Source organism: Euzebya tangerina (genome assembly GCF_003074135.1).
GTDB classification, from domain to species: domain Bacteria; phylum Actinomycetota; class Nitriliruptoria; order Euzebyales; family Euzebyaceae; genus Euzebya; species Euzebya tangerina.
Window position 1 is genome coordinate 2,577,390 of sequence record NZ_PPDK01000001.1, and the last position, 25,268, is coordinate 2,602,657.

The 25,268-nt window shown below is 67.6% G+C and carries 18 protein-coding genes; 17 read left to right on the forward strand and 1 reads right to left on the reverse strand.

The genetic code is table 11. The annotated features are described in order from the left end of the window. Positions 1-15 precede the first annotated feature (15 nt). From secD to C1746_RS22515, 6 genes are all read left to right on the forward strand, one after another. A complete protein-coding gene (secD, locus tag C1746_RS11900) occupies positions 16-1,536 on the forward strand; it encodes a protein translocase subunit SecD (protein ID WP_116714783.1) in 1,521 nt (506 codons plus the stop codon). Beyond that, positions 1,533-2,570, forward strand: a complete 1,038-nt coding sequence (gene secF, locus C1746_RS11905) for a protein translocase subunit SecF (protein ID WP_116714784.1) — start codon at positions 1,533-1,535, stop codon at positions 2,568-2,570. Before secD ends, secF begins: the two co-directional genes overlap by 4 nt. A 119-nt stretch (positions 2,571-2,689) precedes the next feature. Further along, on the forward strand, positions 2,690-3,211 hold the full coding sequence (locus C1746_RS11910; protein WP_116714785.1) for an adenine phosphoribosyltransferase: 522 nt from the start codon (positions 2,690-2,692) through the stop codon (positions 3,209-3,211). Between the two features lie 307 nt (positions 3,212-3,518). Next, entirely contained in the window at positions 3,519-5,777 is a 2,259-nt protein-coding gene (locus C1746_RS11920; protein ID WP_162867666.1) for a RelA/SpoT family protein, read from the forward strand. A gap of 11 nt (positions 5,778-5,788) precedes the next feature. Continuing rightward, the gene (locus C1746_RS11925) at positions 5,789-6,475 is read left to right on the forward strand and encodes an MBL fold metallo-hydrolase (RefSeq protein ID WP_116714788.1); all 687 of its coding nucleotides are present in this window, start codon (positions 5,789-5,791) and stop codon (positions 6,473-6,475) included. 17 nt (positions 6,476-6,492) lie between these two features. Further along, on the forward strand, positions 6,493-7,152 hold the full coding sequence (locus C1746_RS22515) for a DUF5684 domain-containing protein (RefSeq protein ID WP_205711827.1): 660 nt from the start codon (positions 6,493-6,495) through the stop codon (positions 7,150-7,152). Positions 7,153-7,159: 7 nt separating this feature from the next. Here C1746_RS22515 and C1746_RS11940 read toward each other — a convergent pair whose 3' ends face one another. Further along, positions 7,160-9,340, reverse strand: a complete 2,181-nt coding sequence (locus C1746_RS11940) for a putative bifunctional diguanylate cyclase/phosphodiesterase (protein ID WP_116714789.1) — start codon at positions 9,338-9,340, stop codon at positions 7,160-7,162. Between the two features lie 129 nt (positions 9,341-9,469). Between C1746_RS11940 and aspS the strand changes: the two genes are divergently transcribed. From aspS to C1746_RS11995, 11 genes are all read left to right on the forward strand, one after another. Next, positions 9,470-11,242, forward strand: a complete 1,773-nt coding sequence (aspS, locus tag C1746_RS11945; RefSeq protein ID WP_116715692.1) for an aspartate--tRNA ligase — start codon at positions 9,470-9,472, stop codon at positions 11,240-11,242. Positions 11,243-11,563: 321 nt separating this feature from the next. Next, on the forward strand, positions 11,564-12,811 hold the full coding sequence (locus C1746_RS11950) for a cell wall-binding repeat-containing protein (RefSeq protein ID WP_116714790.1): 1,248 nt from the start codon (positions 11,564-11,566) through the stop codon (positions 12,809-12,811). A 105-nt stretch (positions 12,812-12,916) separates the two neighbouring features. Continuing rightward, positions 12,917-14,749 carry an O-antigen ligase family protein gene (locus C1746_RS11955; protein ID WP_162867667.1) on the forward strand — a complete coding sequence of 611 codons (1,833 nt, stop codon included), beginning with the start codon at positions 12,917-12,919 and terminating at the stop codon, positions 14,747-14,749. Next, positions 14,746-15,873, forward strand: coding sequence for a glycosyltransferase (locus C1746_RS11960; RefSeq protein ID WP_116714792.1), 1,128 nt, complete (start codon positions 14,746-14,748; stop codon positions 15,871-15,873). Before C1746_RS11955 ends, C1746_RS11960 begins: the two co-directional genes overlap by 4 nt. Next, positions 15,870-16,829 (forward strand): NAD-dependent epimerase/dehydratase family protein, encoded by a 960-nt coding sequence (locus tag C1746_RS11965; RefSeq protein WP_116714793.1) that lies wholly within the window; start codon positions 15,870-15,872, stop codon positions 16,827-16,829. The genes C1746_RS11960 and C1746_RS11965 overlap by 4 nt, the downstream gene beginning before the upstream one ends. 16 nt (positions 16,830-16,845) lie before the next feature. Further along, positions 16,846-18,018 carry a glycosyltransferase family 4 protein gene (locus tag C1746_RS11970; protein WP_116714794.1) on the forward strand — a complete coding sequence of 391 codons (1,173 nt, stop codon included), beginning with the start codon at positions 16,846-16,848 and terminating at the stop codon, positions 18,016-18,018. A 68-nt stretch (positions 18,019-18,086) separates the two neighbouring features. Then, positions 18,087-19,544: a hypothetical protein gene (locus C1746_RS11975; protein WP_116714795.1), complete on the forward strand. Its 1,458-nt coding sequence runs from the start codon at positions 18,087-18,089 to the stop codon at positions 19,542-19,544. Positions 19,545-19,549: 5 nt separating this feature from the next. Continuing rightward, positions 19,550-21,061: a glycosyltransferase family 2 protein gene (locus tag C1746_RS11980; protein ID WP_276309973.1), complete on the forward strand. Its 1,512-nt coding sequence runs from the start codon at positions 19,550-19,552 to the stop codon at positions 21,059-21,061. After that, positions 21,061-22,026 (forward strand): sulfotransferase, encoded by a 966-nt coding sequence (locus tag C1746_RS11985; protein WP_116714797.1) that lies wholly within the window; start codon positions 21,061-21,063, stop codon positions 22,024-22,026. Before C1746_RS11980 ends, C1746_RS11985 begins: the two co-directional genes overlap by 1 nt. 125 nt (positions 22,027-22,151) lie before the next feature. After that, positions 22,152-23,297, forward strand: coding sequence for a UDP-galactopyranose/dTDP-fucopyranose mutase family protein (locus C1746_RS11990; RefSeq protein ID WP_116714798.1), 1,146 nt, complete (start codon positions 22,152-22,154; stop codon positions 23,295-23,297). A gap of 34 nt (positions 23,298-23,331) precedes the next feature. Then, entirely contained in the window at positions 23,332-25,260 is a 1,929-nt protein-coding gene (locus C1746_RS11995) for a glycosyltransferase family 2 protein (protein WP_116714799.1), read from the forward strand. The last annotated feature ends 8 nt before the right edge of the window (positions 25,261-25,268 follow it).

The following is a 25,268-nucleotide window of genomic DNA, read 5'->3' on the forward strand; positions in this document are numbered from 1 at the left end:
AAAGCTGCCACTCCGTTGTCACAAGGACGCCTGACCACGCTCATCGTCGTGTTCCTCGTCACGCTGGGTGGCTTGTGGGGCTACATCGTCGCCGCCGACCTGTCGCCGCGGCTCGGACTCGACCTGCAAGGTGGCGTCAGTGCCAACCTGCTCCCGGCGGAGGGTCAAGGGGAGATCGACGAGGAGATCCTCGACCAGACCGTCGCAACCATCCGCGAACGTGTCGACGCCCTCGGCGTCGCTGAGCCAGACATCGCTCGGCAGGGTGACACGATCCAGGTGCAACTGCCCGGCGTGGCCGACCAGGAACAGGCCCGCGAGATCATCGGCCGGACCGCCCAACTGCAGTTCCGCCAGGTGGTCGAGGAGCTGCCGCCTGATCCTGGGTTGCTCTCCGACACCGCGAGCGAGCTGGCCGGAGCGACCTGCGACGAACGCAGCGACCTCTCGATTCCCGACCCTGACGAGGAGGTGGTCCTGTGCCTCCGCGGCACCGACGCGGATGGGAACGACCTGCCCCGGGACCAGTGGTTCCGGCTTCGTCTCGGACCGGTCGAGGTGTCCGGAGCCGACCTCACCGACGCCCAGGCCGTGCTGCAACCCCAGACGCTCGGCGAGGTGTGGCAGACCAACCTCGAGTTCAACAGCGAGGGGGCCGCAGCGTTCGCCGAGATCACCGGCAACCTGGCGTGCCTCCAAGGCCCCCAACGTCAGCTCGCGATCGTGCTGGACAACATCGTCGAGCAGGCTCCACCCGTCGCACAGGACGTGGCCTGTGGCGTCGGGATCGGGGGCGGCACCGCAGTCGTCCAGGCCACCAGCGAGGATGACGCGCGCGATCTGGCCATCGTGCTGAAGGCCGGAGCGCTGCCGATCCAGCTGGACTTCGGCACCTTCCAGACCATCTCCCCGACACTCGGGCGTGACTCGCTGGACGCTGGCCTGCTGGCCGGCTTGATCGGGCTGGTCCTGGTCGCGGTCTACCTGGTGCTCCTGTACCGTGGCATGGGCGCTGCGGCCGTCCTGGAGCTGATCCTCTTCGGCGCCACCGTCTTCGGCCTCATCATCGCGCTCGGCGAGTGGATCGGCTTCACGCTGACGTTGGCGGGGATCGCGGGTGTGATCGTCTCGATCGGCATCGCTGCGGACTCCTCGATCATCTATCGCGAGCGGTACCGCGACGAGGTCCGAGCAGGTCGGACCATCCGCACGGCGGCCGATCACGCCTTCGACAAGGCCTTCCGCACCAACCTGACCGGCAACACGGTGTCGTTCCTCGCGGCCGTCGTCCTGTACCTGCTGGCCGTGGGACCGGTCCGCGGCTTCGCATTCACGTTGGGGTTGTCGACCCTGGTCGACACGCTGCTGTTCGCCACGTTCACCCGCGGTCTGTTCGGCCTCGTCGCCCGGAACCCCAAGCTGGTGGACGCCCCGCTGATGGGACTGCGGTCGGGCGTGACCAGTGAGCAACTGGCAGCCGCAACGGCCGGCGGACGCCGTCGCCGCAAGGGCGGCCGGAAGAAGGGTCGGAAGTGAGCAACGACAAGACCAACGTGGACACTGCACCCGAGGAGTTCGACGCGGCCACCACCGGCCGACGCGAGGACACCGACTCACCTCTGGCCCGACTGCTGACGGGACGGAGCAACGCCGACATCGTCGGTAGCTCCCGGCGCTGGTTGATCGTGACCGCCGTCGTCCTCGGCATCAGCCTGGCGGCGCTGGCGGTGCGGGGACTGAACTTCTCGATCGAGTTCACCGGTGGGTCCTCGTTCGTCGAGGAGGGGGCCACGCAGACCTTCACGGCGGCAGAGCTCGAGGAGACGCTGGTCGAGTTCGGCATCACCGACGCAATCGTCCAGATCGTGGACGACGGCACGGGTGCCCAGATCTCGACGCCGGCGATCTCGGACATCGAGGGGGTCGACGACCTCGAGGTAGCCGCCGCCATCGAGGAGCAGACCGGTGGCGACGTCTCCGTCTCGACCATCGGCCCGCGCTGGGGTGAAGCGGTGACGGGACAGGCCATCCGCGGCCTGATCGTCTTCCTGCTGCTGGTGATCACCTACATCACGTTCCGCTTCGAGTGGCGGATGGCGGTCTCCGCCGTGGTGACCCTGGCCCACGACGTCCTGGTCACCATCGGGCTGTACGCCCTGGTCGGGTTCACCGTCTCGCCGAGCACCGTGATCGCGATCCTGACCATCCTCGGGTACTCGCTGTACGACACCGTGGTGGTGTTCGACCGGATCACCGAAGACGCGTCGAAGTTGACCAGCGTCTCCACGGTGTCCTACGGCGAGGTGGCCAACACCGCGCTCAACCAGGTGCTCGTCCGCTCGGTCTCCACCTCGATCACATCCGTGCTCCCGGTTGCGAGCCTGCTGGTCATCGGGGCCAACCTGCTCGGCGCAGCAACCCTGTCCGACCTCGCGCTGGCGCTGTTCATCGGGATGACGGTCGGGACCTACTCCTCGATCATCATCGCCGCGCCGCTGCTGGTCTGGTTGAAGGAGAAGGACCCGAAGTTCGCCGAGCTCAAGGAGCGGGCGGCCGCCGGGTCCGCCTGACCGCCAGCGGCCTCCCGTCGAACACGGACGGAATCAGTCCGCCGAACAGTTGGGCGACGTGAGCTGGACCGGCAACTGCCTGGCCTCGACCGCTTCCTGGCGGACTAGAGTCTGCGGTCATGACGCTGGACCTCACCACCTACATCCGTGACGTCCCGGACTTCCCTGAGCCGGGGATCGTCTTCAAGGACATCACCCCCTTGCTGGGTGACCCGGCTGCACTGGAGGCGGCCGTGATGGCCTTGTGCAGCCCGTACCGCGAGGCCCGCCTCGACCTGGTCGCCGGCATCGAGTCCCGGGGGTTCATCTTCGGGACCGCGGTGGCGCGCGAGCTCGGTGTCGGGTTCACACCGGTCCGCAAGGCCGGCAAGCTGCCACGCGACACCCACGAGGTCAGCTACGACCTGGAGTACGGGTCCGCCACCCTGGAGGTCCACACCGACGCGATCACGCCTGGCGCACGGGTGCTGGTGGTCGATGACGTCCTGGCCACCGGCGGCACGGCGGCGGCCACCTGTGAGCTGGTCAAGCGATCTGGCGGGGTCCTGTCCGGGGTGGCTGTCCTGATCGAGTTGGTGTTCCTCGGCGGTCGCCAGCGGCTGTCCGGCACGCCGGTCTCGTCCGTGCTGACTGTCTCCTGAGTCGTTCGGATTCATCCCATGATTGGACAGGCGGTCTACGCTGGGTGCTTCATCACCGGCAGTCCTGGCAAGGCTGTCGTCCGTCCAGCACCACCCACCGGAGACACAGACGAGCACGAACGACGCCCCGACCACCGCGACAACCGTTGCTCCCGACACGCCAGGGGGCGGACCGCCGTCAGCGGGTGATGAGGCTGGTCCGGAACAGGGGCTCACCACCCAGGCCACCCACACCCCGCCGACCGGCACCGATCAGGTCCTTCCACCCGGTGGTCGCCAGGCACGCCGTCAGTCCGGCGTCCGGGCCGTGCTGGCCCGTCTCCCGTTCGATCTGGGGCCCACCGTCCCCGAGCAGATCCAACCCCTGGTCCACATCCTGCGCGGCAACGGCACCCGTGTGGACCTGAAGATGATCCTGAAGGCCTACGAGATCGCCGAGAGCGCGCACCGGGGCCAGAAGCGACGGTCCGGTGAGCCCTTCATCATCCACCCGGTCGGCGTGGCGGAGATCCTGGCCGACCTGGGTGCGGACACGCCGACCATGGCCGCGGCGCTGCTCCACGATGTCGTCGAGGACACCGAGTTGACCGTCGAGGAGATCACCGAGCAGTTCGGCGCAGCCACCGCCGCGCTGGTCGACGGTGTCACCAAGCTGCAGCGGGTCAAGGTCCAGACCAAGGAGGAGCAGCAGGCCGAGTCCCTCCGCAAGATGCTGCTGGCGATGGCGGAGGACTACCGGGTCCTGCTGATCAAGTTGGCCGACCGCCTGCACAACATGCGGACCATCCACCACATGCCGCGCCACAAGCAGGAGGAGAAGGCGTCGGAGACCCTCTCGATCTACGCCCCCCTGGCGCACCGACTCGGCATGCAGCAGTTCAAGTGGGAGCTCGAGGACCGCAGCTTCCAGTGTCTGCACCCCAAGCGGTACGACGAGATCAAGAAGATGGTCGCCGAGCGGCAGTCCGGTCGCGACCAGTACCTCGATGAGATCATCGCTGACGTGACCGAACGCCTGCGGGCCGTGAAGATCCGGGCGCAGATCACGGGCCGGCAGAAGCACTACTGGTCGATCTACGAGAAGATGGTCGTTCGGGGCAAGGAGTTCGACGACATCTACGACCTGGTCGGCATCCGGGTGATCGTCGACTCGGTCAAGGACTGCTACGCCGCCCTCGGCACCCTCCACTCGGTCTGGCGTCCCGTGCCGGGGCGCTTCAAGGACTACGTGGCCATGCCGAAGTTCAACCTCTACCAGTCGCTCCACACCACGGTCGTCGGGCCGGGCGGCAAGACCATGGAGGTGCAGATCCGCACCCAGGCGATGCATCGGACGGCCGAGTTCGGGGTCGCTGCCCACTGGCGGTACAAGGAGACGGGACGCGAGGCGCCCAACTCCGATGCGCAGTGGCTGGACCAGATGCTCGACATGGAGTCCGTCACGGACTCACCCACCGAGTTCATGCGCAACGTGCAGCTGGACCTCTACGCCGACGAGGTCTTCGTCTTCACGCCCAAGGGGGACATCCGCCAGCTCCCGCGTGGCTCGACCCCGGTGGATCTCGCCTACGCCATCCACACCGAGGTCGGTCACCACACGATCGGCGCACGGGTCAACGACCGGTTGGTGCCGCTCGAGTACGAGCTCCGCAACGGCGAAACCGTCGAGATCCTGCTGTCGAAGGCCAAGTCAGCCGGTCCCAGCCGCGACTGGCTCGAGTTCGTGGGCTCGGCCCGGGCACGCTCGAAGATTCGCGCCTGGTTCAGCCGCGAGCGCCGCTCCGATGCCATCGAGAAGGGTCGGGAGGAGCTCCGACGGACGCTCGCCAAGTCAGGACGTGGCTGGAAGAAGCAGATCGGATCCCCGCTGCTGCTGGAGGTTGCCCAGGGCCACAACTACGCCGACCTCGATGCGCTGTTCCGGGCGATCGGGGACCGCCACATCACGGCCAAGGCCATCGCCCAGCAGTTGGGGGAGAAGCTGGCGGAGGCCGAGGGGCTCATCGACACGAGTGTCGAGGAGGAGGAGCCGTACCAGGCGCCCGCCGTCCAGGAGAGGCCGGCTCGGCGATCCAGCGAGGCGGTCTTCGTCGAGGGCATCGACGACGTGCTGGTCACGCTGGCCCGCTGCTGCTCGCCGGTCCCACCGGACGAGATCCTGGGCTTCGTCACTCGGGGCCGTGGCATCAGCATCCATCGCACGGACTGTCCCAACGGTGCCAACCTGCGCAGCCAACCCGACCGGATCGTGCCGGTCCGCTGGAACACCCAGATCCCGGCCACGTTCCGGGTCACGATCGACGTGGAGGCCTTCGACCGCAAGCACCTGCTGCGGGACATCACCACGGTGCTGGGCGACGAGTCCGTCAACATCATCAGCGCCAACGTGACGACGAAGTCCGACGCGGTCGCCCGACTGCAGTTCACCTTCGAACTCGCCGACATCCACCACCTCGACCACGTCATGCGCCAGGTCAAGAAGATCGAGTCGGTGTACGACGCCTATCGAGTCATCCCCCGCGCCAGCGGTCGCAAGAGCCACGACAGCCGCATGGGCGATCTCTGAGGCGACACCACATGAGCGACACCTTCATCGATGTCCTGACGCTCGGGATGTGGCAGGCCAACTGCTACGTCATCGGCAACCTGGAGCAGCGCGAAGCCGTCGTCATCGACCCCGGCCAGGGTGGTGACGGACCGGTCCAGGAGATCCTGGACGAGCGGGGTGTCACCTGCCAGGCGATCCTCCTCACCCACGGCCACCTCGACCATCTCTGGGCGGTGCCGTCCCTCGTCGCCGACCTCGACGTGCCGGTGCGGATGCACGCTGAGGACCGCTGGCTGTGGGACTCACCAGCGGCGGCCTTCGGTGCGCCCCCGGCGATGCTCCAGACCCAGTTCGGGCTGGACTGGCAGCCGCCCACGGAGCACCTGGAGACCTTCGGCGATGGGCAGACGATGGCGTTGGCCGGGTTGGCCTTCACGGCCCATCATACGCCGGGGCACACGCCGGGCTCGTCGGTGTTCATCACCGACCAGGTCGGTCCGGCGCCGGTGATGGTGTCCGGCGACCTCATCTTCGCCGGCTCCGTCGGCCGGACGGACTTCCCGCGAGGGTCTCGTGACACGCAGGATCAGTCGATCCGTCGTGTGGTGCTGCCGCAGCCCGACGAGACCCGGATCATCAGCGGGCACGGGCCTGAGACGACGGTCGGCCGTGAGCGGCTTACAAATCCGTTCGTGGTACCGCTGACCACGCACTGATCAGTTACCGTGCTGGCATGGAATCCATGCTGCTCGCCCAGGGCGAAGAGGCCATCGGTCTGGCCTTCCTGTTGATCTTCGGGCTCATCTATCTGGGCCTGCTCATCTTCATCATCGCCGTCTACTGGAAGATCCTGACCAAGGCCGGCGAGGACGGGTGGAAGTGCCTGGTGCCCTTCTACAACGGCTGGGTCTACGCCGAGATCGTCGGGCGGCCCGGCTGGTGGGGCCTGCTGCTGTACGTGCCACTGGTCAACATCGTCTTCACGATCCTGCTGGCGATCGACCTGGCGAAGTCCTTCGGGAAGGATCCGGCGTTCGCCGTCGGCATCGTGTTGCTGGGACCGGTCTTCATGGGGATCCTGGCCTTCGGCTCGGCGCAGTACCTGGGTCCCGCGGGTCCCGAGGGCCGCCCCGGGTGGTCGCCACCGGGCGGTGGCTACGGTGCCTACAACCAGGGCTACGCGGCCGTGCAGGGTGGCTACCAACCGCCGGCCGGGCAGCAGTGGGGGCAGCCGCCACAGCAGTGGGGGCAAGCACCGCAGCAGCCTCCACCGCAGCAGTGGGGGCAGGCTCCGCCGCAGCAACCCCAACCGCAGCAGCCCCAACCGCAGCAACCCCCGCCGCAGCAGGGCGGCTGGGGGGACCAGTCGAACTGGGGTCAGCCGAGCGGCTAGTTCCCGATCATCGTTCCAACCGCGTCCGGGCCAGCAGGGCTGCCTCGTCGCGCGGGCGACCGATCAGGAAGCCCTGACCGACGTCACAGCCCATGTCGGTCAACCGCTCCAGCTGAGCGGGTGTCTCGACCCCCTCTGCGATCGTGGTGAGCCCGAGCGTCCTGCTGAGGTCCAACGTGGCACGCACGATCGCATCGTCCTCACGCTCGGTCTCGATCCCCGCCACGAAGCTCCGGTCGATCTTGACGAAGGTCACCGGCATGTTGCGCAGGTAGGACATCGAGGCGTATCCCGTCCCGAAGTCGTCGATGCCGATCGCGATGCCGCAGTCGTCGATCTCCCGCAGGTTGGTCGTGACCTGCTCGTCGGCCTCGACCACCACCGTCTCGGTGATCTCCAGCCGCAGCGCATCGGGAGGGACGTCGGCTTCGACCAGGCTCCGTGTGATCGCCGCTGCGATGCCAGGGGTGGTGAGCTCCTTCGGGCTCAGGTTGACCGAGACGTACAGCGGGATGCCGGTCCGGCGGCGCCAGCGCGCGACTGCGGAGATGGACTCGCGCAGCACGAACCGGCCCAGGGGGTTGATCAGACCGCTGTCCTCGGCCACTGGCAGGAAGGACGCAGGCGACACCGTGCCGAGCACGGGGTCCTCCCAGCGCACCAGCGCCTCCGCGCCGACAACACGGCCGGTGCGCAGGTCGAGGAGCGGCTGGAACGCCTGGTGGAGCCCAGAACCCGGCGCATCGACACGAGCGACCATCCCCGGGCCCACGGTGGAGAGCGCGGCACGCAGCTGGGTCTCGACCTGCAGCCGGTGGGATCCGTCGGGTGACCGGTCCGGGTCGACGAACTCCGTCCGGGCCCGGCCGCGCGCCTTGGCCTGGGCCAGCGCCTGCGAGGTCATCATGATGACCTCGTCGCCGGACAACTCCGATCCCGGGCCCACCACGGTCAGGCCTGCGGACGCCGTGACCTCCACGCTCGCTCCGGCGATGTCCATCGGAGCGGCCACCGCGCGCAGCAGTCGGCTGGCCAGGTCCTCGGCCTCGGCACGGGTGGTCACGCTGCCACAGAGGAGGACGAAGTCGTCGCCGGAGAGCCGGGCCGCGCTATCGCCCGGCGGGAGGGTACCGCGGACACGATCGGCGACCTCGACCAGGATCGCATCACCTGAGGACTGGCCGACGGCGTAGTTCACGGACCTGAAGCGGTCCAGGTTGAGCACGACCACCCCGAACGCCGTCCGTCGACCACGCAGGTGGTCGGACAACAGGTCGATCAGGAGCGTTCGATTCATCAGCCCGGTCAGGGGATCGAACAGGACTCGCTTCGAGACGAACTGCTCGGCCTTGCGCTGCCGAGACACGTCGAGGACCTGCGCGAGGAACTGGGTGCACCGGCCGTCGGGATCGCGCGCGGCACTGATCGCGACGCGGACCTGTCGTTCGCGGCCCTCCGGTGAGGTGAGGACGCAGTCGCTGTCGTAGTGGTCGATGCCGCCAGCCAGCATGCGCCGCACGGCGAGTTGGAAGGCGTCGTGCTCGTCGGGCGTGCCGATGTCGGAGTGCCTGCGACCGATCAGCACGTCAGCATCGGCCCCGACCAGTTGAGCGAATCGTTCGTTGGCCGCAACGATCACACCATCGGGGTCGAATGCGACCATGCCGATCAACCGCTGGCCGAACAGAGCCGATGCCGGGACGGCGTCACCAACGCCGACCACCGGTGTCGCAACCAAGGAGAGCATGGTGCGATTGACTCTGGGATCGGCGGCCCGTGTCATGACCAGCGCGTCCAGTGGGCGGCATCCCGGCTCGGGGACCAAGGTCCGACGCCTCATGTGGACCCAGGTCGTCGGCCGCTCCGACATCGTGATCCCGACGAGGCGCCGCGCGCGCTCCGGCAGCGAACGGATGACGTCCGACGGATCCGCGAAGACGGCACCCTCCGCATCGACCACTCCCCATCGGTCGGAGCCGACGGCCAGGCCCGTCAGGTCGCCGCCGAACAACACCTGTGCCGCCCGGTTGTGCAGCTGCACCACACCGCAGGAGTCGATGATGACGATCGCGTCCGGCACCGCGTCGATCAGCCGGTCGATGGAGCCGCTGGCGACGGACGGAGCCCCCGACAGCGCATCACCCGACGCGCTCGACCCGGTGGTCGGGTGGGCGTCGAGCGAGGACACGAGGCTGGACTCCTTGTCGCTGAGAGAATCGCGCTAGCTACGGTTCGTAACCAACTGGGTCATGGATGGTTGGCGGGTTCTCATCGGCAGGGCGCAGGTACGGTTTAGAACATGGAACCCTTCGGCAGCATGCGAACTCACGGCGCCGGCACGTTGCGCAGCAGCAATGACGGCGACGAGGTGCTCCTCGCGGGCTGGGTCGCCAAGCGACGGGACCACGGGGGTGTGGTCTTCCTCGACCTGCGGGACCGCAGCGGGGTGTGTCAGGTCGTCGCAGACCCGAGCGCAGGCGAGGCCCTGCAAGCAGCCCACGATGTGCGTACGGAGTACGTGGTTCGAGTCCGAGGTTCGGTACGGGTTCGACCCGACGGGCAGGCCAACGAGGCGTTGGCCAGCGGTGAGGTCGAGGTTGCGGCCTCCGCGCTCGAGGTCCTGAGCGTCGCGCAGACCGTTCCCTTCCCGATCGAGGACGGGATCGAGACCGACGAGAGCGTCCGACTGACGCACCGCTATGTGGACCTGCGACGTCCTGCGCTGGCACACCGGATCCGGGTCCGGGCCCAGGTGACTTCCGTCATCCGCCGTGTCATGGAGGACCACGGGTTCCTGGACATCGAGACGCCGATACTGACGCGATCAACGCCGGAGGGGGCTCGTGACTTCCTCGTGCCCTCCCGCCTCCAGCCGCGGTCCTTCTACGCACTGCCGCAGTCACCGCAGATCTTCAAGCAGTTGCTGATGGTCGCTGGGTTTGAACGGTACTACCAGATCGCCCGTTGCTTCCGCGACGAGGACCTGCGGGCCGATCGGCAGCCCGAGTTCACCCAGCTCGACATCGAGGCGTCCTTCATCTCCTCCGACGACATCTACGCCGTGTGCGAGGAGATGATGGCCGCCGTGTGGGATGAGGTGCTCGACGCCCAACTCCCCACCCCCTTCCCCCGCATCTCCTACGACGAGGCGATGCGGCGCTTCGGCTCGGACAAGCCGGATCTGCGCTTCGGGATGGAACTGGTGGACCTGAACGAGGCGCTCGAGGGGACCGGTGTCGGCGTCTTCAAGGGTGTGCTGGACGCCGGCGGGTCCGTCGTTGCGCTCTGCGTCAGCGGCGGCGGGGACATGACCCGCAAGCAGTTCGATTCGTGGACGGACTTCGCCAAGCGGCGCGGCGCCAAGGGCTTGGCCTGGGGCGTCGTCGAGGACGACGGCAGCCTGCGCTCGCCCCTGGCCAAGTTCATGGAGGACGCTGAGGTCAAGCGCATCCTCTCCGCAGCCGAGGCCGACCCGGGCGATGCCATCTTCTTCGGTGCTGGCGAGACGACCTTCGCCAGAGAGCTGATGGGCGCCCTCCGGGTTGCGGTGGCCAGCGAACGCGGGCTGCTGGACGACCTGCCGGAGGAGGACCGCTGGCGCTTCGTGTGGGTGACCGACTGGCCGATGTTCGAGTGGGACGGCGATGCCGACCGCTGGGACGCCATGCACCACCCCTTCACCGCACCGGCCGAGCCCGGCTTCGCCGACGACCCGGGTGCGGCCAAGGCACTGGCTTACGATCTGGCCCTGAACGGGACCGAGCTGGGCGGCGGGTCGATCAGGATCCACGACCGGGGGATGCAGGAAACCGTGTTCTCCCTGCTCGGCATCTCCGCCGAGGAGGCAGACGAGCGCTTCGGGTTCCTCCTGCGTGGTCTGTCCTACGGCGCACCGCCGCACGGGGGCATCGCCTTCGGCATCGACCGGATCGTGATGCTGCTCACCGGGGCTGCCTCCCTGCGAGACGTGATCCCGTTCCCGAAGACCCAGTCCGGAGGGGATCCCATGACCGATGCGCCGGCGCCGGTCGACACCCCGCAACTGAGCGAACTCGGACTGCGAATCCTGCCGCCACCGGTCAAGGGCTGAGCCAACGACCTGTCCAGATGGACAGGCGGTGAGGTGTCCACTGCGGGCGGTTACGTGGGCCGGCATGTCACCTAAACGCCGAATCAGGCCGAAATCCCTGGCCAATCGGTGGTCTGGCGTGCTTGCACCGGCTCTACGGCCTACCTAGCCTCGTCCATCAGGTCGGGAAGTTCGCAGTCGGCTACCCGTAAGGGTGCTGGCTTTGCGTACGTCCCTACTCCCGACCACCGCTCGCAGGACAACCACGTCCCTCGATCGGTCGGAACCGGGTCACACCCGGGTTCTAGTTCTGATAATCGAGGCTTAGGAGGCCTTCCACACATGACTGTCACCCACATTGGGCGCCGATTGGTGCTCGTCGGGTTGCTCGCGCTCGTCGCCTCGTTGCTGCCGTTCTCGGCCAGCCAAGCGCAGGACGACTCTGACGACTCCGGCGACACCGAGAACGTCTATCTCGACCTGGATCTGTCGGACACCAGCACGACGAGTGAGTCTGTCCAGACATCGATCCTGTTCTCGCAACTGCAGTTCCCCGACACGGACACGCCGGGCGACACGCTGGCTGATGACGTGATCCTGGCGACCGACGCCGACGGTGCAGACGCACTGGCCGCTGGTTCCATCCAGGACAACGCACCGCTGCTGTACTTCAACCCCGACACGGGCGTCGAGACTGCGCACATCCAGGAGATCACCCGTCTGGGTGCTTCCCGGGTCATCATCGTCGGTGAGTCCGACGCGATCGACACCGCAACCGAGACCGCCATCAATGGCCTTGGTCTGCTCACCGTCCGTCTGGGTGGCGACACCCGTATCGAGACGGCCAACGAGGTCGCTGACTTCCTGTACTGCCGGAACGACTCCAGCAGCTCCACTGAGGGCAACTGCGAGGACTCCCGCACCGACACCGGTTTCGTGGAGTCTGACGACACCGCGAACGACACTGCCATCCACCTCTCCCGTGCCTTCGGTACCGCCACCGACCCGTCTGCAGCCTTTGCTGACGCCGCCGGTCTGGGTGCCTGGGCCGCTCAGAGCGGTGTGGCCACCGTCCTGACCGACACCGCACAGGTGCTCCCGAGCACCGCGGCGTTCTACATGGACACCACCAACGACTCCGTCACCCGGTCGGTCACCATCGGTGGTCCGGCTGCTGTATCTGACGCCGTCCTCGACACGCTCGAGGAGGAGTACGACCAGGACGTCGACACCCGCGTGAGCATGCCCGACATGGACAACCGTGCCGGTACTGCCATCGCAGTGAACGGCGCCCGTGGCCTCGACACCGGAAGTGACTCCCTGCTGGGTGTCGTCTTCGTCGAGGGGTACACCGGTGACTTCTTCATCGACGCGTACGCGCTCGCTGGCCTTGCTGGCGTGAACGACCACGCGGTTGTTCTGGTCAACGACGGGATGCTCCCGCCGGAGTCCCTGGCCTACGTTGAGGCCCTGGACTTCACCGGCCTGAACATCTTCGCCACCCCGAACGTCTCTGAGGACGGCATCGCTGCCATCGAGGCAGCAACCGGCCAGACGCTCGACACGCTGACCTACAGCGACGCGCCGTAGGTCAAGCCAGCTCGCAGCACCACGCTGCACCGCTAGTCACGATGACCCGGCCACCTGGTGGCCGGGTCATCGTTCATGTCCGGAGCCACCAGTAGGGTTGCGCCCGTGTTCATCTCCAGAACTGCCGTCGCGACGACGCTGGCCACCGTCGTGGTCATCACCGCCCTGATCGTCATCCCCAGCGGACTGAACGCCTTCGAGCCGTCCAAGCTGATGAGCATCGTCGTCGGCGCCGCGGCCTGCGCCTGCGCGGTGTGGCTGACCGGCGGAGTCGATCGCAAACGGGTGGCCGAGGCGCGTGTCCCGCTCATCGTCGCGGCCGTCTTCCTCGTGCTGCTGCTGATCGCCGCCCTTGCCTCGCCCAGCCCGTTGAGCGCTCTGGTCGGGTCCCGGAGCCGGTGGGGTGGTGTGGCCCTGTACGCCGGGTGTGGGGTGCTGTTCGCCGTGGCCACGCAGCTCTCCCGCCTCCAGGTCCGACAGGTGCTGACGGCGGTGGCGCTGGCCGGTGGCGGCGTCGCCGCCTTCGGTGTCCTCCAGTCGATCGGCTTCAACCCGCTCGAGGGCATCGGTGATCAGACCGGCGTTCCCTCGACCTTCGGCAACATCAACTTCGCCGCCGGATTCGTCGGCGCGACGCTCGGCGCCATGCTGTGGTTGGTGCTCGACGACGACCTGCCGTTCAAGCGGCGCGTCCTGGGCGGGGTCCTGCTGGTGTTCGGGTTGGCCTACGTCTGGGTCAACGACTCGTTCCAGGGCATCCCGACCGGGGCCGCAGCCATGGCGATCGCTGCCGCCGGCTGGGCGTGGACACGTGGCGGGTCGATTCGGAAGGTCGGCATCCCGCTCATCGGTCTACTGTCGGCAGTCGGCGCCGCGGTGGTGGGTGCCGGGGTGGTGGGGAGCGGACCCCTCAGTGCCCTCAGCGCGCAGCGCGGCATCCTGATCCGTCGCTACTACTGGGACGCCGCGCTGGACATGATCGCCGACAACCCGCTGCTCGGTGTCGGGCCTGACCGATACGTCTACGCCTACCGCACCAGTCGCTCGTTCGAAGCCGCGTCCGATCTGGAGTTGCTGCTCGACAACGACGCGGCCCACAGCGTCTTCCTGCACTTCGGCACCGCGGGCGGCGTGCCGCTCATGCTGGCCTTCGTCGCGCTGGTGGTCACGGTCCTCATCATGGCGGGACGCGGGCTCCGGGCGGAGAACAGCGATCCGATGCTCATCTTCGGAGCTGCCGCCGTGGTGACCGGGTACATCGTCCAGGCCCTGGTCAGCATCGATGTGCCCGGGTTGGCCATGCTCGGCTGGGTGTCACTCGGCCTGCTGGTCAGCGCGGGGCTGGTACGCCTGCCCGTCACGACCAAGGGCAAGAGGAAGCGGTCCAAGAAGCAGACTGCGGCAGCGCGCCGGCCGGATGGGGCAACGATCTCCTGGCAGCCGCTGCTCGGCTCGGCGGTGATCGTGACCGTGGTCTTCGTCATCGCGATCACCCCCGTGCGGGTGGAGAGCCAGACCTTGACGGCACTGCGTCAACCCGATTCGTTGCGCACGGTCGAGGGCACGTCGGCCGCCGCCGACCTCGGCTTCTGGGACCCCCGATACCGTGAGCGGAGCGCCCTGTCGATGATGATCGTCGATCGTGCGGAGGGGTTCGACATCGCGCGGGAGTTGGACGAGGAGAACCGCCTGACGGCATCCGTCGCCATCCGGGCGGCCGGTGTCGCAGCCGATTCGGGTGACGACGAGCTGGCCGTGGAGTGGTACAACCGCGCGCTCGAGGGCGAGCCGCTCCACCCCGAGCTGCGTGTCCAGGCCGCCCAGTTTTTCGCTCAGGCAGGGGAGACCGAGCGGGCGGAGGAGGTGGCGTCCGGGTTGCTCGCTGACGACCCTGACAACACCGATGCTCAAGCGATCCTCGACTCGCTGCCCTCGTGAGGGTTGCCCACGTCATCGCCCGGCTGAACGTCGGGGGCCCGGCCGCGATCCTGCAGACGCTGGTGGAGGAGTCGGCCCGGGCCGGGAGTGACGTCGACCACGTCGTGCTTGCCGGCACCCCGGGGGAGGGGGAGGCCAGTTGGCACGACGTCCGGGGCGGGGAGTTGGACGTCCGCCTGATCTCAGGGCTTCGGCCGGACATCCGACCGCCTCAGGACATGCAGGCACTCGCGCACCTGGTCCGACACTTGCGATCCATCCGACCCGACATCGTCCACACCCACACGGCCAAAGGCGGCCTGCTGGGTCGGCTGGCCGCGCGCCGCGTGCCCCTGGCCAAGACGGTTCACACGTTCCACGGCCATGTCCTGCACGGCTACTTCGGGCGGGGCTCGACCCGGGCCTACGTCGCACTCGAGCGGCGGCTGGCCCGACGGACGGACGGGTTGATCGGTGTGGGAGAGCGGGTGCGGTCGGAGCTTCTCGAGGCGGGCATCGGACAGGCCGACCGGTTCTGGTCGGTGGCGCCCGGGGTGACGGCACCGGACCTGGTCCGGCGAGAGGAGGCGCGTGAGCAGCTCGGCCTGGCCGCCGATGCGCCGGTCGTGTGCATGGTTGGGAGACTGACCCAGATCAAGCGCGTGGACCGAGCCCTGGCCGTACTGCGGGAACTGCGGAGTCGGGATGTCCGGCCGGTGCTGCTGGTGGCCGGAGGCGGGGATCTGGAGGAGACGATGCGGGCCCAGGCGGCTGATCTGGGCGACCAGGTGCGCTTTCTCGGCTGGGTGCGCGATGTCGGCACGGTCATGGGGGCGTCCGACCTGATCCTGCTGACCAGCGACAACGAGGGGATGCCAGTAGGGCTCATCGAGGCCGCACTGGTTGGGCTGCCAGCAGTCGCCACCGACGTGGGTGGTGTGTCGGAGGTCGTGTTGGACGGCAAGTCCGGCCGGGTCGTGCCCGCGACGGTGCAGGATCTGGCCGACGCCATCGAGGACCTGGTGATGGATCGGGGCCGGCTGTCGACGATGGCCGAGGTGGCCAAACGGCACGGGTCAGCCTGCTTCGGGGCCGATATCCTGATTCGTCGACACCACGAGATCTATCGCGAGGTACTTGCGTGAAGGCGCTCATCACCGGCGGCGCCGGATTCATCGGATCACACCTGGCGGAGCACCTCCTGGCCCAGGGTGACCAGGTGATCGTCCTGGACAACCTGTCCACTGGCCGCCACTCCAACATCGAAGCCCTGGTCGGCAACCCGAACTTCGAGTTCGTCCTCGGGTCGATCCTGAACGCCGACCTGGTCGACGACTGCGTCAGCCGCGCCGATGTGGTCTTCCACCTGGCTGCTGCCGTCGGCGTCGAGTTGATCGTGCGGAAGCCCGTCGAGTCGTTGCGGACCAACATCATCGGCTCCGAGACCGTCATCGAGAAGGCACACAAGTACAGCCGACCCGTCCTGGTCACCTCCACCAGCGAGATCTACGGCAAGAACACCTCAGACCTGCTGAGCGAGGAGGATGACCGGATCCTCGGCTCACCGCTGAAGTCCCGCTGGTCCTACTCCGAGGCCAAGGCCATCGAGGAGATCCTGGCCTACACGTACTGGCGCGAGAAGGGCCTGCCCACCGTCATCGTGCGCCTTTTCAACACCGTGGGTCCGCGGCAGGTGGGGCACTACGGCATGGTCATCCCGCGGTTCGTGAACCAGGCCCTCCGCGGGCAGGCGCTGACGGTCTACGGCGACGGGTCGCAGACCCGCTGCTTCCTCGACGTCGGTGATGCCGTGCCGGCGCTCGACACCCTCATCCGCACCGATGCGGCCCACGGAAACGTCTTCAACGTCGGAGGCTCGGACGAGATCTCCATCGCCGACCTGGCTGCAACCGTCATCGAGCGGTCGAAGTCGCAGTCGGTGATCCGCAAGGTGTCGTATGAGGACGCGTACGAAGATGGATTCGAGGACATGCAGCGACGAGTGCCGAACACGGCCAAACTCCGTGAGTTCATCGGCTGGGAGCCGACCTACTCCCTGCCGGAGATCATCGACCGCGTCATCGCCGGGCAGCGGTCCTAGGAGCGTGTCCTGACCAGTGTCTGACTGGTTGCTCTACGCGGGGATCTTCACGGTGGCGGTGGCCCTGAGCCTGCTCGCCGTCCCGCTGGCGATTCGCTTCGCGGCCTCCCGGCAGGTCGTCGACCGGCCCGGCGGGTACAAGCTGCAGGAGGCGGCCGTGCCCTACCTCGGGGGCGTCGCGATCGTCTCGTCCTTCGTGGTGGTGGCGGTCGCGGCGATGGTCATCCGGCCACCGATCGGCGGCGATGTCCGCGATATCGCGATCATCCTCGGTCTGGCCGTGACGCTCTCGCTGATGGGGCTGATCGACGACCTGAAGGGGCTGGGTCCGGTCCTCCGGTTGGTCATCCAGGTCGGGGCGGCCGTCACGCTGCTGTTGGCCACCACCACCGGCGTCCGCCTGTTCGACTCCGGCGGGGTGATCGATGCCGCCATCACCGTGGTCTGGATCGTCGGGATCACCAACGCCTTCAACCTGCTCGACAACATGGACGGGCTCTCCGGCGGCATCACTGCGATCGCTTCCCTGGCGTTCTTCGTGATCGCCGCACTGTCCAACCAGTACTTGATCGCCAGCATGTCGATCGCGCTGGCCGGCTGCGCGCTGGGGTTCCTGGCGTACAACTGGCACCCGGCGAGGATCTACATGGGGGATGCTGGGTCGCTCTTCCTCGGCTTCATGCTGGCCGTTTTGGGATTGCGGCTGCGCTTCGCGGCACCGCGGGAGGTGACCGCGTTCGTGCCGGTCGTGGTTCTGGCGCTGCCGGTGCTCGACACCGCCCTGGTCACCGTGAGCCGGATGCTGCACGGCCGGAACCCGCTCGCGGGGGGCCGGGATCACATGTCGCACCGGCTCGTCTTCGTCGGCCTCTCCGTACCCAACGCCGTGCGCACCATGTACCTGGTCGCGATCACGCTGGGCTGGACGGGCTTGATCATGAGCCGGGTTGACACCGTGACGGCGTTCCTCACCCTGGGGTTGGTCGCCGCTGGGATGGCGCTGTTCGGCTTCCTCCTCGGCCGCGTGCCGGTCTACTCCAACTCCAAGCGCGAGAAGGTCGTCGTGACCACCGTCGAGAAGGTGCCCGAGGACTACGAGCACGAAGAGGAGGATGTCGCAGCAGCGGCCGACGCGGAAGAGACGACGGCTGCCGCTGCTTACGTGACCACCGACCAGTCGGCGCAGTGACGACGACGACCCCTTCGCGCCCAGAGCTGCGCTGAGGCGAGCCCGGGCATCACACAGCTGACGATGGCGTGAGGAACCAGACCCGAGACGGGGAGCGGGGAGAGCACGCTGTTGCCCGGTGGTCCACCGCAGCCTCGTTGCTGCTCCTGGTGACCGTGCTGCTCAGCGTGGCAGTGCCGCTACGCACGTCGCGCGCCCCGACCAGTGACGGTCGGCAGTACGTCGCTGCGGCGGCCAACCTGGCGGTATCAGGAGTGTTCTCGACGCAGCTGCGGCCCGACGGCGGCAGTCCCACTCCGAACGCCCGCCGCGAGCCCCTGTACCCAGCCATCCTCGCTCTTGGCATCGAGGTCATCGGGGCCGACAGCCCCGACCTGGCCTGCCTCCTGGATGCCAGCCGCTCGTGCCGAGACCACCTGCGGGCCTTGCGTCTGATCAACGTGATGCTGTTGGTGGCGCTGGGTCTCTCCACGCGGGTTCTGGCGCGACAGGTCGGCCTAGGACGATGGCTGGCCACGTGCCTCGGCATCGGGGTGGGTCTCTCCACGGTCTTCACGTCCGACGTCGACGAGTTCTTCAGCACCACCACGGCAGCAACGCTGCTGACGGCAGCTGCCGCACTGCTGCACCAGGTCGTCACGGACGGCCGGCGCAGAGCTCCGGTCCTCCTCGCTGGGGTGATGTTGGGGCTGCTGATGCTGACGCGGGCTTCGTTCATGGTCAGCGGGCTGGTGCTGGTGCCGGCGGCTTGGCTCGCATCACGCTGGGATTCGCGCGGCGCTGGTCGCAGGTGCATCGCTGTTCTGCTGATCAGCTGGATGGTTGCATCGCCCTGGATGGCCCGGAACGCAGCCCTCACCGGCAGTCCCGCCCTGACCAGCGGGGCATCACGGGTCCTGGCCGTCCGGGCCGAGGCCTCAACGATGTCGTGGGCCGAGTACCCCTGGGCCTTCGTGGTCTACACACCCGAACTCGGCGAACGCATCGTTCGCGCCGCGCCCGAGGCCCCGTGGCGTCGGTGGGACCGTCGGCAGGAACCCAGCTTCTACGGGCTGGCCCTCGGCCTCGATCCCGGTGGGGAGGTGCAGCAGCGTGCGGGCGCCGACGTGGACCGACTCGGCTCGGCCGCAGCGGCCGTGATCGCTGACAACCCAGTTGAGTTCGCAGCCCTGACGCTCCCGTACGCCTGGCGAGGGCTGTTCGGCGAGGCGGGTCGACAGCCGTTGCAGAACCAGGGGACCGAAATGGCCGACATCCTGGCCCGCTGGCTCGCACCGCTCGTCGGCGTGGCGCTGATCGCGCTGGTGCCCGCGTCGATCATCACCATCACCCGGGTCCTGAGGCACCGGGACGCCGCGGTCATGATGATGCTGTCGTTGGTCGCCGGATCCTACGTCTTCCACGCTGCGACGACCCACTTCATCCGACGCTACAGCCACCCATTCGTGCCCGTGCTGGTGGTCACCGTCGTGTGGGTGCTCAGGCGGGACTACCGCACGGCCGCGGCAGACGACGTGCCATCATGACCGGGATGCCGAGCCAGCCGCTTCACCTGTGGAACCGCCGCCCAACGCCGGCTGCAGGATCGGGCTGGACGCCAACGGTCAGTGTCGTGATCCCGCACTACCGTTCTGTCGAGCTGTTGCGCAACACGGTGGCTGGACTGGCCCAGCAGGACTACCCACTGGGACGGATGCAGGTCATCGTCGTCGACGACGGCTCGCCGGTGCCACCACGACCGCCGGACCTCGCCGATGCCGACCTGTCCGTCGACCTGATCCATCAGCGCCGCGACGGCTTCGGTGCCGGTCGGGCGCGCAACCGTGGTGCCGACGCTGCAGAGGGCGACGTGCTGGTGTTCCTCGATGCCGACGTGATTCCCTCGCCCACCTTCCTCACGCAACACGTGGCGCTGCACGAGTCAGTCGACTACGCGGTTGCATTCGGTGAGCGGACCCACGTCGACATCGCCCGCGTGGACGCCGAGACGATGCGCCAACGCCTGCGCGATGGTCACAGCGCTGACGACCTGCTCGCGGACCTGCCCACGCGCACGGTGGCCTGGCGCGAAGCGTTCCTGCGCGAAACGGCACATCTGACGACGGACCGGGCGCGGGGGTGGCGACTGTGCAACACCGGGAACCTGTCCATGCGCCGGTCCTTCTTCACCGACGTGGGCGGGTTCGATGAGCGGTTCTGGGGGTGGGGTGGTGAGGACATCGAGTGGGCCTACCGCGCGCTCCAGGCTGGCGCGCTCCTGACACATCACCCCGAGGCCCATGGCTGGCACCAGGGCCTCGAGGGCGCCACGACAGCCTCGGAGCGCGCGTCCCAGGCGGCGCAGGCGCGATTCCTCGCGTCGTTGATCGCCGACTCCGAGATCAGAGCACCGTTCGGTCCGAGGTTGTGGGAAGTACCTCGCGTCGCCGTCGAGATCGCGGCGGCCGCTGCGGACGACGGTGCTGTCGAGATGCTCGTGGACGGACTGCTCGCCGAGCTCCGGGACGTCATCATCGCGCTGGACGATGGGGGGAGGAGCCTCCGACTGCTCCGGGGGTACGCCTCCGAGCCACGGGTTCTCCTCCGTCCCGAATCGGTCCCGGCGAGACCCGAAGCAGACCCCCGTCCGGAGCAGTCGTGGTGGCCAGGCCTGCCGTCGGCGGCGGCAGCGCCAACCCAGGTCATCATCGACCAGCCCGACCTGATGAGCGCGCACGACATCGGACGGGCGCTCCAGCGATTGGACACCGACGATCCACGTCCCGTCGGTGTCCGATTCCGAGCGGCTGGAGGTGCGGTCGCGGCATCGGCATGGAGTACGCAGATGCTCAGGCGGGCGACACGATGCGGTGAAGACCTGCTGGCGGGCCAGATCCCGGACGGATGGCCGATCATCACCGAGACACCGCAGGGGCCGCCGCGAGCCTCCATCCGATCAGCCCGGCGTCGGCAGTTGCCAGCCGAGGTCCGGCAGCTGTGGTGGCGCCTGCCCAGCCCGGTGCGACACCAGCTTGACCGGTTGCGCTCCGGAGGACCGCGCTGATGCTCGATCGTGTCACGCCGGCGGTGCGCGCCGCTCTGGGGCGTCTCAGCCATCTTCCCGTCGTCGGAACGGTCATCCTCCGAGGCCGGGCCCGTCTCGAGGACAGGGAGCAGCAGGCTGTCGCGCGGCGACCCATGACGCGGGTGGTCGACGACCTCCGGGATCGCACCGGGAGTCCCGAGCCTGACGGCCCCGCGCCGGTGTTCGTCCTCGCCGCAGGGTGGCGGTCGGGCTCGACCCTCGTCCAGCGCCTGGTCATGTCCTCCGGTGACGTCTTCCTGTGGGGTGAGCCGTTCGACCGGTCATCACCGATCTCCACGTTGACCGCGCAGGCCCGGCCGATGCGTCGGGACTGGCCCCCCCGGGAGTGGTTGATCGATCCCGACTCGCCTCCGGCTGATCGTCTCGTGAACGACTGGATCGCCACGCTGAGTCCTCCGCTCGAGCGGCTGGCGGACGCGCACCGCGCCTACCTGACGACGCTGCTCCGGCCCCCCGCAACCTTCACGGGGTCGCGGTGGGGAGCCAAGGAAGTCCGGCTGTCCGGGGAGGATGCCGTGTGGCTGAGTCACCTGTACCCCGCGGCCTCGTTCGTCTTCGTGGTGCGAAACCCGTGGGACGCCTATGCCTCATACAAGGGCATCCGACGCTGGTATCACCGCTGGCCCGATGCCATGGTCTCGAGCGTCGCCCAGTACGCGACGCTGTGGAATGACTTGGCGGCGTCGTTCCTGGCGGTGTCCGAGGAGGTGAACGGGACGCTTCTGCGGCACGAGGATCTCAGCGACCCCGACCGGCTCGACGAACTCGACGCGTTCCTCGGTGCACCGGTGGATCGAGCGGTCCTGGGTACCCGCCGCCCCGGCCCCGACGTATGGCGGCCTCGTCGGCTCTCCCGCTGGGACAGCTGGCAGATCGACCACATCGCGGGTGAGACAGCAACGCGACTGGGCTACGGCGACTGACGGCTGGTACGGCTGGACGACCACGCCACCGGGAACCGGCAGCAGCACCTGTACTCTGGATGGGTCAGTCGGCCGAGTCGGGAGGGCCGACGTCCTTCTGTCCCGCTACATCTCCCAGAGGCGACATGTACTTCGGAATCGTTGGCGCCGGCTTCTCCGGTGCGGTCATCGGGCGTGAGCTGGCACAGGCTGGACACGACGTCGAGATCTTCGACGCGCGCGACCACATCGCCGGCAACTGCCACACCTCCCGTGACGACGAGACCGGTGTCATGGTGCACCGCTACGGCCCACACATCTTCCACACCGACATCGAGCGGGTGTGGACCTACATCTCGTCCTTCGCGGACATGCAGCCGTACCGCCACAGCGTCCGGACGACGGTGGGCGATCGCGTCTTCAGCCTCCCCATCAACCTCCACACGATCAACCAGGTCTTCGGAGCGGCAATGAGTCCCTCGGAGGCCAAGGCGTTCGTCGCCGAACAGGCGGAGGCTGACATCGAGGAGCCACAGAACTTCGAGGAGCAGGCCCTCAAGTTCGTGGGCCGCGAGCTCTACGAGATGTTCTTCTACGGCTACACCCGGAAGCAGTGGGGTGTGGAGCCGACGAAGCTTCCCGCGTCGATCCTGAAGCGCCTGCCGCTCCGGTTCAACTACGACGACACCTACTTCGGCCACCCCCACATCGCGATTCCTCGGGGTGGGTACACGGAGGTCGTCTCGCGGATCCTCGATCATCCCAACATCACCGTCCATCTGTCCTCGCCAGTAACCCGGCCGGACCTGGTTGAGTTCGACCACGTCGTCTGGTCCGGCCCGTTGGACGCCTGGTTCGGCTTCGCCGAGGGCCGACTGGGCTACCGGACGCTCGACTTCGTCGCCGAACGGCACGCCGGTGACTATCAGGGCATCCAGGTGATGAACTACGGTGAGTACGAGGTGCCCTACACCCGGATCACGGAGCACAAGCACTTCTCGCCGTGGGAGGAGCACGATGACACGATCGTGTTCCGCGAGTTCAGTCGCGCGGCTGAGCCGGAGGACATCCCGTACTACCCGATCAGGCTGACCGAGGACCAGGGGCTGCTCGACACCTACGTCAGAATGGCGCAACAGGAGCCTGGCGTGACCTTCGTGGGACGACTCGGCACGTACCGCTACCTCGACATGGACCGCACCATCGATCAGGCCCTGACGGCGGCCGAGGGGATCACGGCCGCCATCGGCCGTGGCGAGCCGATCCCGTCGTTCCTGGTCGATCCGACATGACCCCGCAGCCACACTCCCCGGAAAGGGGCCATCGATGAGTTCTTCGATCTTTTGGCTGGGCGCCCACAAGACCGCGACCACCTTCTTGCAGCACAGCCTGGACCACTCCCAGGACGCACTGCAGGAGTACGGGGTCAAGTACGTGGAGTTGGAGGAGTTCCGGCAGCGCTATGCGCGACCCCTGCTCAACTTCGATGCGGACTCGAAGCCTGATGCCACCGTCTTCGACGGACCAGAGCCCATCAATCTCATCTTCGACGAGAACATCCCCGGGTACGTCCAGCACGCGCTGTCGACCAAGGGCTTCTACCCAGAGATGATCGATCGAGTCGACACGGTGGCCCAGCATCTCGGGATCTCGGTCGACGAGGTCATCTTCGGCGTCAGACGGTATGACACCTTCCTACCCTCGCTGTACTGCGAGACGCTCAAGTCGACACCGTTCAAGACCTTCGACGAGTACCTGCAGTCGTCGTTCAGGAACTCATCGCGGTTCTCCCGTCTGAACTGGTACAACCTGCTGCGGCAGTTCGTCGACGCCTATCCGGGTCGCCGCGTCCGCGTGTACTTCTACGAGGAGTTGCGCGGGCGTGAAGCGGAACTGCTCGAGTCGGTGCTCCGCATTCCGTCGGGAGACTTCACGCTGCACGAGGGAACGGAACGTCCGGGGTTCTCCCAGAAGGCGGTCGAAGAGCTCCACCGGATCGCGGGTCAGCGTCAGGTCGAGCGCAAGGACGTTCGCCGGGCGGTCAAGCGCCATCCGAAGGGAAGGGGCAACCCGTCCTTCGATCCATGGGACGAGGACCAGCGCCACGCTCTACTGCTGGCCCACGAGAGTGACCGAGCCCGAATCCTCAGCGATGGTGATCTCGAGGTCATCGAGCTCGATGATGCTGGTCCTGCGCCGCTCACCCGTCGGAGTTCGGGTGCCCAGACGGTTCACGCAGCCCGACCGTCGCCTCGCTCCTCTGGCGCCGCAGAGACGGGACGGGACCACCTCGACAGCCCAGACCTCTCCGTGGTCATCCCTGCTCACCAGGCAGTCGGCACGATCCAACCGCTGGTCGAGACCCTCCTCGCGGTGCCCTCTCTCAGCGTCCAGATCGTCCTCGTCGACGACCACTCCGACGACGGGACGGGCGAGCTTGTACGTCGCCTGTCCTCTGATGATCGGATCGTGGCCTTCCACCACGCCGACAATCGCGGGGCGGGCGTGGCGCGCAACACCGGTTTCCGGGCTGCGACGGGGCGGTACACGCTGTTCTTCGACGCGGACGACGTCATCCACGTCGACGCGTTGGTCGAAGCCGTCGAGGCGCTGGACGAGACTGGTGCGGATGTCGCGGTCATGCCGTATCGCTATGAGCGCGGCACGTCCAGCGATCGGGAGATGAACACCTTCGATCGTGAGCTCTGGACCGGCTACGTCGGAAGCGCAGCCCGGCGAGTGACGAGCCTTGACGAAGCGCCTCGCCTGCTCGGTCTGTCCCACTACCCGTGGAACAAGATCCTGCGGACCGACGTGTTCCGGACGGCAGGCTTGCGCTTCGGCTCGACACCGGTCCACAACGACATCCTCGGCCACTGGTACAGCCTGCTGTTCGCCCAGAAGATCGTGCTGGTCAACCGGATCATCTGCACCCACGTGGTGAGCAGCGGCGGGCCGAACCTGACCAACCGGCACAACGACGAGCGCTTGACGCTGTTCGACGCGCTCGATGAGACCTACGACCTCCTCGAGCGCCATCCCGCCTGGCGAAATCGGTACTCGCATCACTACTGGGCCGTTGCCCTCCGCATCGCCGGATGGGCCGACGCTCGGATCTCGGGGGCCCACCGCGAGGAGTTCAAGCTTCGGCTGCAAGCCCATCTGCTGCGCGCCAACCTGTCTGACTACACGCGGATCCGCATGAAGCGGGACCCCGCGCTGGCTGATGCGATCCTCAGCCGAACCCTATCCTGAAAGAGATC